Origin of the sequence: Citrobacter sp. Igbk 16 (assembly GCF_028069755.1) — a bacterium.
Classification (GTDB): Bacteria; Pseudomonadota; Gammaproteobacteria; order Enterobacterales; family Enterobacteriaceae; genus Citrobacter.
Genome location: NZ_JANEWJ010000009.1, coordinates 130,491 through 142,120 on the forward strand (window position 1 = coordinate 130,491; position 11,630 = coordinate 142,120).

Annotated in this window: 7 protein-coding genes; 2 read left to right on the forward strand and 5 right to left on the reverse strand. The window is 53.4% G+C overall.

The genetic code is table 11. The annotated features are described in order from the left end of the window. Nucleotides 1-65: 65 nt before the first annotated feature. On the reverse strand, nt 66-3,749 hold the full coding sequence (gene metH, locus NNO03_RS08760) for a methionine synthase (RefSeq protein WP_271449305.1): 3,684 nt from the start codon (nt 3,747-3,749) through the stop codon (nt 66-68). Nucleotides 3,750-3,944: 195 nt separating this feature from the next. Between metH and iclR the strand changes: the two genes are divergently transcribed. Continuing rightward, a complete protein-coding gene (gene iclR / locus NNO03_RS08765) occupies nt 3,945-4,769 on the forward strand; it encodes a glyoxylate bypass operon transcriptional repressor IclR (protein WP_137381219.1) in 825 nt (274 codons plus the stop codon). Nucleotides 4,770-4,855: 86 nt separating this feature from the next. Here iclR and aceK read toward each other — a convergent pair whose 3' ends face one another. The 4 genes from aceK to metA form a co-directional block, all read right to left on the reverse strand. Continuing rightward, nucleotides 4,856-6,637: a bifunctional isocitrate dehydrogenase kinase/phosphatase gene (aceK, locus tag NNO03_RS08770; RefSeq protein ID WP_271441890.1), complete on the reverse strand. Its 1,782-nt coding sequence runs from the start codon at nt 6,635-6,637 to the stop codon at nt 4,856-4,858. A 102-nt stretch (nt 6,638-6,739) separates the two neighbouring features. Then, the gene (gene aceA / locus NNO03_RS08775) at nt 6,740-8,044 is read right to left on the reverse strand and encodes an isocitrate lyase (protein WP_003826506.1); all 1,305 of its coding nucleotides are present in this window, start codon (nt 8,042-8,044) and stop codon (nt 6,740-6,742) included. 31 nt (nt 8,045-8,075) lie between these two features. Beyond that, nucleotides 8,076-9,677, reverse strand: coding sequence for a malate synthase A (gene aceB / locus NNO03_RS08780; RefSeq protein ID WP_271441889.1), 1,602 nt, complete (start codon nt 9,675-9,677; stop codon nt 8,076-8,078). Between the two features lie 268 nt (nt 9,678-9,945). Further along, nucleotides 9,946-10,875, reverse strand: a complete 930-nt coding sequence (gene metA, locus NNO03_RS08785; RefSeq protein WP_271441888.1) for a homoserine O-succinyltransferase — start codon at nt 10,873-10,875, stop codon at nt 9,946-9,948. A gap of 157 nt (nt 10,876-11,032) precedes the next feature. Here metA and NNO03_RS08790 point away from each other — a divergent pair, with 157 nt between their 5' ends. Next, nucleotides 11,033-11,470, forward strand: coding sequence for an acetyltransferase (locus NNO03_RS08790; RefSeq protein ID WP_271449306.1), 438 nt, complete (start codon nt 11,033-11,035; stop codon nt 11,468-11,470). Nucleotides 11,471-11,630: the final 160 nt, after the last annotated feature.

Here is an 11,630-nt window from a genome sequence, read left to right on the forward strand (position 1 = left end):
AATAAAGAGACAGGGCACTCATTGAGCGCCCTGTTTGTTGTAAAGAAAGATGACAGTTTTGTGAATCAATCGGCATCGTAGCCGAGATTCGGCGCTAACCAGCGCTCAACCTCCGCTACGCTCATCCCTTTACGGAACGCATAGTCTTCAACCTGATCGCGCTGGATTTGCGCCACGGCGTAGTACTTGCTGTCCGGATGACTGAAATACCAGCCAGAGACCGATGCGCCTGGCCACATGGCGTAGGACTCGGTCAGCTTCATCCCGGTGTGCGTTTCCACATCCAGCAGTTCCCAGATGGTGGCTTTTTCGGTGTGCTCAGGACACGCCGGATAACCCGGTGCCGGGCGAATCCCCTGGTAGTTCTCACGGATCAGCTCTTCATTGCTGAGGTTTTCGTTCGCCGCGTAACCCCAGTAGACTTTACGCACGCGCTCATGCAGATATTCCGCAAACGCTTCAGCCAGACGGTCGGCTATCGCTTTCACCATGATCTTGTTGTAGTCGTCATGCTGCGCTTCGAAAGCATCCGCCAGCGCGTCTTCTTCCAGACCACCAGTGACCGCAAAAGCACCGATATAATCCGCCTTGCCGCTCAGTTTCGGTGCCACGAAGTCAGACAGGCAATAGTTGGCGAAACCCACTTTTTCCGTTTGCTGACGCAGATGATGACTCACGTTAAGCACGTGCGTCCGTGTTTCATCACGGTAGATCTCGATATCATCACCAACACGGTTGGCCGGGAACAGACCAACAACGCCACGCGGATTCAGCGTCTTCTCAGCGCTGAGTTTATCCAGCATATCGTTGGCATCTTTGAACAGGCGCTTTGCCTCTTCGCCCACCACTTCATCTTCCAGGATACGTGGATATTTTCCAGCCAGCGACCAGGTCATAAAGAATGGCGTCCAGTCGATGTAATTGCGCAGCGTTTCGATGCTGGCCTCGACTTCCTGCACGCCCAGACGGTGGGCCACCGGCGGGGTATAGCTTTCCCAGTCAAATGCCAGATCGTTTTCACGCGCTGCAGCCAGTGTTACCGGTGGGGTGCGCGGTTTTTTACGCGCATGCTGGATACGCACGGTTTCGTACTCTTTACGCGTACGGGCAACAAAATCGTCACGCTGGGTATCGGAAAGCAACGCGGCAACGACGCCAACGGTACGCGAGGCGTTTTGCACATACACCGTCGGGCCACTGTAGTTCTGCTCGATTTTCACCGCGGTATGCGCTTTGGAGGTGGTCGCTCCGCCAATCAACAGCGGAATGGTAAAGCCCTGGCGCTCCATCTCTTTCGCCACGTTGACCATTTCATCCAGCGACGGAGTAATCAGCCCCGAGAGACCAATCAGGTCGGCATTCACTTCACGCGCCGTTCTGAGGATTTTCTCCGCCGGCACCATCACACCCAGATCAACGATTTCGTAGTTGTTACATTGCAGCACCACGCCCACGATGTTTTTGCCGATGTCATGCACGTCGCCCTTCACGGTCGCGATGACCATCTTACCGTTGCTGGAGCCTTTCTCTTTGCTGGCCTCAATGTACGGCTCAAGGTAGGCCACTGCCTGCTTCATTACGCGGGCGGATTTCACTACCTGCGGCAGGAACATTTTGCCTTCACCGAACAGGTCGCCAACGACGTTCATACCGTCCATCAGCGGCCCTTCGATAACTTCGATCGGACGCGCAGCCTGCTGACGCGCTTCTTCGGTATCCAGCTCAATAAATTCAGTAATGCCTTTCACCAGCGAGTACTCGAGGCGTTTTTTCACGTCCCAGCTACGCCATTCCGCCAGTTGGGTGTTCGCCGTGTCGTCAGTTTTACTGCCGCGATATTTCTCAGCCAGCTCCAGCAGTCGTTCGGTGCCATCGTCACGGCGGTTAAGGATCACGTCTTCAACCGCATCGCGCAGCTCGGCGGGCAGGTCGTCATAAATCGCCAGCTGTCCGGCGTTGACGATCCCCATATCCATGCCGTTACGTATGGCGTAGTAGAGGAAAACCGCGTGAATGGCTTCACGCACCGGGTCGTTACCACGGAACGAGAACGATACGTTGGAGACGCCGCCAGAGATCAGTGCATGCGGCAGTTCACGTTTAATATCTTCGCACGCACCGATAAAGTCCTGAGCATAGTTGTTGTGCTCGTCAATACCCGTTGCAACCGCAAAGATGTTCGGGTCGAAGATGATGTCTTCCGGCGGGAAACCCACCTCTTCGGTGAGAATGTTGTACGCCCGACGGCAAATTTCGATTTTACGTGCACGGGTATCCGCTTGCCCCTGTTCATCAAAGGCCATCACCACCACCGCCGCACCATAGCGACGCAGCAGCTTCGCGTGGTGAATAAAGGTTTCTACCCCTTCTTTCATCGAGATAGAGTTAACGATGCCTTTACCCTGAATGCACTTCAGCCCTTTTTCGATGACGTCCCACTTCGAGGAGTCGATCATAATCGGTACACGGGCGATATCCGGTTCCCCAGCGATCAGGTTGAGGAAACGCACCATCGCCGCTTCGGCGTCAAGCATCCCCTCATCCATGTTGATATCGATAATCTGTGCACCGCTTTCCACTTGCTGGCGGGCCACGTCCAGCGCTTCACTGTACTTCTCTTCTTTAATCAGGCGCTTAAATTTCGCCGAACCGGTGACGTTGGTACGCTCGCCGACGTTCACAAACAGGCTGTTGTCACCGATGTTCAGCGGCTCAAGGCCGGACAGACGACAGGCTACCGGGATCTCCGGCAACTGGCGCGGTGGTAAGCCATCCACCGCGCGGCTCATGGCGGCGATATGTTCCGGTGTGGTACCGCAGCACCCGCCCACCACGTTAAGGAAGCCCGCTTCGGCCCATTCACGGATTTGCGCCGCCATGGTGTCAGCATCGAGATCATACTCACCAAAGGCATTTGGCAGACCGGCGTTTGGGTGTGCGGTCACGTAGCATTCGGCAATGCGCGACAACTCCTGCACATACTGGCGCAGCTCGTCCGGGCCTAATGCGCAGTTCAGACCAAAGGTCAGCGCATCGGCGTGGCGCAGCGAGTTATAAAACGCTTCGGTAGTCTGGCCGGAGAGTGTACGTCCGGAGGCATCGGTTATCGTGCCGGAGAGCATGATCGGCAGTTCAATACCCAGTGCTTCAAATTCTGTTTTCACCGCAAAAATCGCCGCCTTGGCGTTGAGGGTATCGAAAACAGTTTCAATCAGGATCAGGTCACTGCCGCCTTCCACCAGCGCTTTGGTGGATTCGCGGTAGGCGGCCACCAGCTGATCAAAGGTAATATTGCGGTAAGCCGGGTCATTTACGTCTGGCGAGATAGATGCCGTGCGGTTGGTTGGGCCCAGTACGCCAGCGACGTAGCGCGGTTTTTCCGGTGTACGGGCCGTCCACTCATCCGCGCAGGCGCGCGCCAGTTTCGCCGCGGCAAAGTTGATTTCCGCCGACAGGGATTCCATCTGGTAATCCGCCATGGCGATAGTCGTAGAGTTAAAGGTGTTGGTTTCGATGATATCCGCGCCTGCTTCAAAGTAGGCGTTATGAATCGCGGTTATCACATCCGGTTTGCTAAGCACCAACAGGTCGTTGTTGCCTTTTAGATCGCATGGCCAGTCGGCAAAGCGTTCACCGCGGAAATCTTCTTCACTCAGACGGTAACCCTGGATCATGGTACCCATACCGCCGTCCAATACCAGAATACGTTCTTTTAACTGCTGACGTAATTGTTCAACTTTGCTGCTCACACTCGCTCCCGACGACGCTCAACCAGACCGAAAAAAACTCAACAGGTCATACTGGCACAAACCTGAGAGACGGAAAAGCAAACAACGGGCAACATGAGACATGTTCAGCTTCACTCATCCGATCAGTGCAGGAATTCTTGCATTATAATCGAATAAAACGAAAATGATTTCCACGATACAGAAAAGGAGTCTGCCATGGTTGCCACTGTCCCCGCGAAACGCGGTAGAAAACCCGCTGCCACTACTACGCCTGCAACCGGGCAGGTTCAATCTTTGACCCGAGGCCTGAAACTGCTTGAGTGGATTGCAGAATCCAACGGTAGCGTAGCGCTGACCGAGCTGGCGCAACAGGCTGGCTTGCCTAACTCCACCACTCACCGGTTATTGACGACCATGCAGCAGCAGGGTTTTGTCCGTCAGGTGGGTGAATTAGGCCACTGGGCCGTGGGCGCACATGCGTTTATTGTTGGCAGCAGCTTTCTGCAAAGCCGCAACCTGCTGGCGATTGTTCACCCGATTCTGCGCAAGCTAATGGAAGACTCTGGTGAGACGGTAAATCTGGCCGTGCTGGATCAGAGCGACCATCAGGCCATTATTATCGACCAGGTTCAGTGTACACAGCTGATGCGTATGTCTGCTCCCATCGGTGGCAAACTGCCGATGCATGCCTCCGGCGCGGGTAAGGCGTTTTTATCCCAACTGAGCGAAGAACAGGTTACCGGCCTGCTGCACCGAAAAGGATTACACGCCTACACTCACGCCACGCTGGTTTCTCCCGTCCATCTGAAAGAAGATCTCGCGCAAACACGCAAACGTGGCTATTCGTTTGATGATGAAGAACATGCGCTGGGTTTGCGCTGCGTGGCATCGTGCATCTATGACGAGCACCGCGAGCCGTTCGCCGCCATCTCTATCTCAGGGCCAATCTCACGTATTACCGACGACCGCGTTACCGAGTTTGGCGCACTGGCTATCAAAGCAGCAAAAGAAGTTACACTGGCGTACGGCGGGTTTCGTTAAGATGGGGTTGCCGGGTGGCGGCTACGCCTTACCCGGCCTACTGTCCAGGGTTAGGGCAGATTTGTAGGCCTGATAAGCGTAGCGCATCAGGCACGGCGCACATTGCCGGATGGCGGCGCAAAGGCCTTATCCGGCCTACGATCGGTTTCATAACGCACGCTGAAACGCTGTTTGCGCCGGTAGGCGTAAACATCTTCCACATGTCCGTTTTTAATCCGCGTTTGCAAACCCCGCCAATAGTCGGCGCTAAATAGCTCGGCGTGCATTTCTTCAAATAAGGGTCCGATACGCGGATCGGCACATAGCCAGTGGCGAAACTCTTCCGGGAAGACATCACCCGGCGACACGCTGTACCACGGCTCTGCGCTCATCTCATCCTCCGGATAACGCGGTGGCGGGATGTGGCGGAAATTCACTTCCGTCATGTAGCAGATTTCATCGTAATCGTAGAACACCACCCGCCCGTGACGGGTCACGCCGAAGTTCTTAAACAACATATCGCCGGGGAAAATATTGGCCGCTGCCAGTTGGCGAATCGCGTTGCCATACTCTTCAATGGCATCACGCAGTTGCTGGCCTTCAACCTGCTCCAGCCAGATATTCAGCGGTACCATCCGCCTTTCGATATACAGATGGCGAATCACAATCTGATCGCCGAGGTCGGTAATTTTTTCCGGTGCTTCCTGTAACAACAGCGCCATCAGCGCCGGGTCGATTTGCCGTTTATCCAGCACAAAGTTCTCGAACTCCTGGGTATCCGCCATCCGACCGACACGATCGTGCTCCTTTACCAGTTGATAGCAAGCCCGAACATGGGCAGCCGACATCTCTTTCTGCGGTGCAAATTTGTCTTTGATGACTTTAAAGACCCGGTCGAAGCCCGGCAGTGTAAACACCAGCATCACCATGCCGCGAATGCCCGGCGCTTCAATAAACTGTTCATCGCTCCCGGCAAGATAGAGCAGATATTCACGATAGCTTTCCGTTTTCGCGTGCTTCTGGCAGCCAATCGCCATGTACAGTTCAGCGGTGGTTTTGCCGGGTAGTATCTCACGCAGCCACTCCACCGTTGCTGCGGGCAGTGGCGCATAAACCATAAAATAGGAGCGGGCGAAGCCGAACACGATACTGGCTTCCGCCGTCGTGGTCAGGCAGGTATCGATAAACAGCTCGCCTTCATCAGTACGGTGTATCGGTAATAGAAAGGGCAACGTCCCCGAAGGTGTAATGAGCTTCCCGACCAACCACGCAGCTTTGTTGCGATAAAACAGTTCGTTTGCCACCTGTAAATGGCAGCGCGACAACACCTCCCCGCCAAAGGTTTCCGTCAGGTGTCCGATGATGTAGTGGATATCTCGCTGTTTGTTCTGCCACGGCAGACGCAAAGGGAGATCGCTGAGGACACGCGTGAGCAGCCATTCCCAACCAGAATCGGGGAAAAAGTCTTTCGCCAACGGGCGTGGGATAGTGCGAAATCGACGTTCTGGCTGAGAGCTGAAAATAAACAACCGCTCGGGAGTCAGCGAGCGGTGGTCAAATAACCGACAATACACGGAGTTAAAAAAGCTCTCCGCAATCTCGAAGCGAGGGTAGTCCGGCAATAGCCGGGTATAGTGCTCTTTCACGCGAAGTAAAAAACCCGCGTCGGTGCTTTTACCGTCAGTAATACAGCGCAGTTGTTCCACCACCAGACCCACATGATGATCGTAAAGGTGGATACGACTTTTCATCGCCTGTTGAACAGCATGCCAGTCGGCATGTTCAAAACGCTGCTGCGCGCCAGAGGTAACTTCCAGAAATCGACCATACTGCGCGTCAAAGCCTTGCAGGATGGTTTGAGCAATCAGTAATTCCAGGCCACGCGACATCGATTTCTCCCATCCGGCACAACGTCATGCCGGATGGCGCGTTCGCTTATCCGGCCTACATTCTTTTGTAGGCCCGGTAAGCGCATCGCCACCGGGCAGTGATCAGAACTGCGATTCTTCAGTAGAGCCCGTTAATGCGGTCACTGAAGAGGCGCCACCCTGAATGATGGTAGTCACTTTATCGAAGTAGCCTGTCCCCACTTCCTGCTGATGGGAAACGAAGGTATACCCGTCTTTGGCTGCAGCAAATTCTGGTTGCTGAACTTTCTCAACGTAGTGGCGCATGCCTTCGCCCTGCGCATAGGAATGTGCGAGGTCGAACATGTTGAACCACATGCTGTGGATGCCCGCCAGGGTAATGAACTGGTATTTATAGCCCATGTCAGACAGCTGCTGCTGGAAGCTGGCGATGGTTTTATCGTCCAGATTTTTCTGCCAGTTAAATGACGGCGAGCAGTTATAGGCCAGCAGTTTGCCAGGGTACTTAGCGTGGATCGCATCGGCAAAACGCTTAGCCAACTCAAGATCTGGCGTGGAAGTTTCACACCATACCAGGTCCGCATACGGCGCATACGCCAGACCACGGCTGATCGCCTGCTCAATACCCGCATGCGTACGGTAGAAGCCTTCACTGGTGCGTTCGCCAGTGATGAATTCACTGTCGTACGGATCACAGTCAGAGGTGATCAAATCTGCCGCATCGGCATCGGTACGGGCAATCACCAGTGTCGGTACGCCCATCACGTCAGCCGCCAGGCGAGCGGCTACCAGTTTCTGGATGGCTTCCTGGGTCGGCACCAACACTTTGCCGCCCATATGACCGCATTTTTTGACGGATGCGAGCTGATCTTCGAAGTGAACGGCCGCTGCACCGGCCTCAATCATCGACTTCATCAGTTCGAACGCGTTCAGTACGCCGCCAAAACCCGCTTCCGCATCGGCCACGATCGGCAGGAAGTAATCCACGTAGCGCGGATCGTTCGGCTCAATACCGGTTGACCACTGGATCTGATCCGCACGACGAAAAGTGTTGTTGATCCTGTCCACCACTGCCGGGACAGAGTTCGCCGGATACAGTGACTGGTCCGGGTACATGCTGGACGCCAGGTTGGCATCCGCCGCGACCTGCCAGCCAGAAAGATAGACTGCCTCGATGCCCGCTTTCGCCTGCTGCAGTGCCTGACCCCCTGTCAGCGCACCAAGGCTGTTGATATACCCTTTCTTCGACTCACCGTGCAGTAAACGCCACATTTTCGCTGCACCAAGCTGCGCCAGCGTGCATTCCGGGTTAACCGAGCCACGTAATTTCACCACTTCCTCCGCGCTATATGGACGGGTGATGCCTTCCCAGCGCGGTTGAGTCCATTCTTTCTGTAATTCTTCGATTTGTTGAGTACGGGTTTTCATGTGCAGATGCTCCATATTGTTATGTGGTGGATTACGCCAGCAGGCGGTAGCCTGGCAGGGTCAAGAAATCGATCAGTTCATCAGAGGTAGTGATTTGCTCCATCAGGCGCGCGGCATCATCAAAACGCCCGCTGCTGTAGCGGTGCTCGCCCAGCTCGTCCTGAATCACCAGCATCTCTTCGGCCAGCATCTGACGGAACAGCGGTTTGGTAACCGGCTTGCCGTTGCTGAGCGTCTTCTGGTGGTGGATCCACTGCCAGATGGAAGTACGGGAGATTTCGGCGGTGGCCGCATCTTCCATCAGACCGTAAATCGGTACGCAGCCGTTGCCTGAGATCCACGCTTCGATGTACTGCACCGCGACACGGATGTTGGCGCGCATGCCTTCTTCAGTACGCTCACCTTCACAAGGCGCTAATAGTTGTTCTGCGGTAATCGGTGCATCTTCATTGCGGGTCACAAACAGCTGGTTTTTGTTATCGCCCAGTACCTCATCGAAAATCGCCATCGCGGTATCAGCCAGCCCAGGGTGTGCAACCCAGGTCCCGTCATGACCGTTATTTGCCTCCAGCGATTTATCGGCTTTTACTTTGGCCAGAACCTGGTTGTTACGCTCGGCGTCTTTACTGGGAATGAACGCGGCCATGCCGCCCATCGCAAAGGCACCGCGTTTGTGGCAGGTTTTAATCAGCAGACGTGAATAGGCGCTGAGGAAAGGCTTATCCATCGTCACCACCTGACGGTCAGGCAGCACGCGATCCGGGTGATTCTTCAGCGTTTTGATATAGCTAAAAATGTAATCCCAGCGGCCGCAGTTCAGACCCACAATATGGTCACGCAGGGCATGCAGGATTTCATCCATCTGGAAGACGGCCGGCAGCGTTTCAATCAGCAGCGTGGCTTTAATGGTACCGCGCGGCAGATTAAAGCGGTCTTCTGCATAACTGAATACTTCGCTCCACCAGGCGGCTTCTTGCCAGGCCTGTGTTTTTGGTAAATAGAAATAGGGACCACTACCTTTTGCCAGCAACGTTTTGTAGTTGTGGAAGAAATAGAGGGCAAAGTCGAACAAGCTGCCAGGGATAGATTCGCCACGCCAGGTGACGTGTTTTTCCGGCAGATGCAGACCGCGCACACGACACACCAGCAGGGCCGGGTCAGGTTTAAGTTGGTAAATTTTACCGGCTTCGTTGGTGTAGCTGATGGTGCCATTGACCGCATCGCGCAGGTTGATCTGCCCGTCGATAACTTTGCTCCATTCAGGTGCCAGCGAATCTTCAAAGTCAGCCATAAAAACTTTGACGTTCGCATTCAGTGCGTTGATCACCATCTTGCGCTCAACGGGCCCGGTGATCTCTACACGGCGATCCAGTAAATCATCAGGAATTCCGCGAATTTTCCAGTTACCTTCACGAATGGAAGCTGTTTCCGAAATAAAGTCAGGCAACTTACCGTCATCAATATCCTGCTGCTGCTGGATACGAGCAGCGAGAAGTTTATTGCGCTTTGGCGTAAATCGTGTCACCAGTTCAGTCAGAAACTCAACCGCCTCTGCAGTCAGAATTTGCTGTTCCTGCTCGCCATGCGGCCTGGTAAAGACCAGCTCATCGGTTGTTGTTGCCTGTTGATTCATTGCGTAGTTCCTCGTCATTGATCCAAACACATCCCCAATGCGAACGAAGGATCGTTGTGCGGTTTTCGTTCAGCACAACTAAGACTACCCATTTAAATTTCAAAATCAAAAACAATTTCCATTTTTAATTTAATTATCAATTAACCTATTGATAACAATAAAAATAAAAATTAATTACACCGTGAGGTGCATTTCGGAAATAAAAAAGGCACCCGAAGGTGCCTGATTCAACATGCTGAAACGCTTAAGGATCGTTTACCGCAGAAGATTAATCCAGCGTTGGATTCATGTGACGCAGATCATATGGCGTGATCTGGTAGACGTAATAGTTGAGCCAGTTGGTAAACAGCAAATTGCCATGACTACGCCAGGTCGCTCGCGGTTTGTTTTGCGGATCATTTTTGGGGAAGTAGTTATACGGTACTTCCGGTGTTAAACCCGCCTCTACATCCCGAAAATACTCGCTACCCAATGTGTGGGCATCATATTCCGGATGACCCGTCACGAAGGCAATACGCTTATCTTTGCTGGCAAACAGGTAGGCATCCCCTTCCTCTGTTTCCGCAAAGATCTCAAGATCGGTGTAGTCCCTGATAAGTGCAGCAGGGAAATCGGCATAGCGAGAGTGCGGAGCCAGAAACGCATCATCAAAACCACGCGTCAGCAGCGCATGAGGATGCAGAATATGGTGCTCATAAACGCCAGAGAGTTTGTCTGTGCGGGTTTGCTTTGGAATGCCATAAAGAATATTCAGTGCGGCCTGTACCGCCCAACAGACAAATAGCGTCGATGTGACGTGATCTTTGGCCCACTCAAGCACCTGTTTAATCTGCGGCCAGTATGCCACATCGTTAAACTCAACCAGGCCCAGTGGTGCACCGGTCACGATCAGCCCGTCAAAGTTCTGATCGCTGATATCCTCGAAATTACAGTAGAAGTTATTCAGATGTTCCGTTGGCGTGTTGCGTGACTCGCGGGCATCAATGCGTAACAGCTGAACATCCACCTGCAGGGGGGAGTTCGACAGTAAACGCAGGAACTGGTTTTCCGTTTCAATCTTCTTGGGCATCAGGTTGAGGATAAGTACCTTCAGTGGACGAATTTCCTGGCCAGAAGCGCGGGATGTCGTCATGACAAAGACGTTTTCCTCACGTAAGAAACTGACGGCGGGTAGCTCGTCCTGCACGCGAATTGGCATAACCTGATAACCTCACTACATACGCTTAAACGTTTAGACATCCAGATAGCTGAAGATACCCAGGAATCATATGAATGTCGAGCTTGCATGTTCAAGTTGAGAAAGTTTCACGGTTCCTTGCTGTAGAATAGTGCAGTTAACATAAAAGGAGAATGCTATGGCCCTGACCATTCGTCGTTCACGCCGGGACGAAGGCGAGAAGTTAGTTTCTATCTGGTGTCGTTCAGTCGATGCCACGCACCATTTTCTCTCACCTGATTACCGAATTGAGCTGGAAGAGCTGGTACGTTCGTTTTTGCCAGAAGCTCCGCTCTGGGTTGCGGTAACGGAAAAGGATGAGCCAGTCGCATTTATGCTGCTGACCGAACAGCATATAGATGCTCTGTTTGTTGATCCGGATATGCGCGGTAGCGGTGTCGGTAAACTGCTGATTGAACATGCTTTATCGTTAGCAGCGACACTGACGACTGACGTTAACGAACAAAATGATCAAGCGGTGGGGTTTTATAAGAAGATGGGCTTTAAAGTGACAGGACGCACGGAAGTAGACGATCTCGGGCGGCCGTATCCGCTACTGAAACTGGTGCTCGGGTAATGATGTAGAGAGTTGTAGGCCGGATAAGGCGGAACGCCGCATCCGGCAAAATGCCATCGGGAGTGCCTGATGCGCTGCGCTTATCAGGCCTACAACATACATTCAGTCCGGTGCATCCGGCGGTTTTCACCCCGCACAGACGCAAAAAAGCCCATCCGGC

What these genes read in the sequence shown, in the direction of transcription:
- iclR (WP_137381219.1), top strand. Translation starts at nt 3,945, where the DNA reads ATGGTTGCCACTGTCCCCGCGAAACGCGGTAGAAAACCCGCTGCCACT.
- aceK (WP_271441890.1), bottom strand. Translation starts at nt 6,637, where the DNA reads ATGTCGCGTGGCCTGGAATTACTGATTGCTCAAACCATCCTGCAAGGC.
- aceA (WP_003826506.1), bottom strand. Translation starts at nt 8,044, where the DNA reads ATGAAAACCCGTACTCAACAAATCGAAGAATTACAGAAAGAATGGACT.
- aceB (WP_271441889.1), bottom strand. Translation starts at nt 9,677, where the DNA reads ATGAATCAACAGGCAACAACAACCGATGAGCTGGTCTTTACCAGGCCG.
- metA (WP_271441888.1), bottom strand. Translation starts at nt 10,875, where the DNA reads ATGCCAATTCGCGTGCAGGACGAGCTACCCGCCGTCAGTTTCTTACGT.
- NNO03_RS08790 (WP_271449306.1), top strand. Translation starts at nt 11,033, where the DNA reads ATGGCCCTGACCATTCGTCGTTCACGCCGGGACGAAGGCGAGAAGTTA.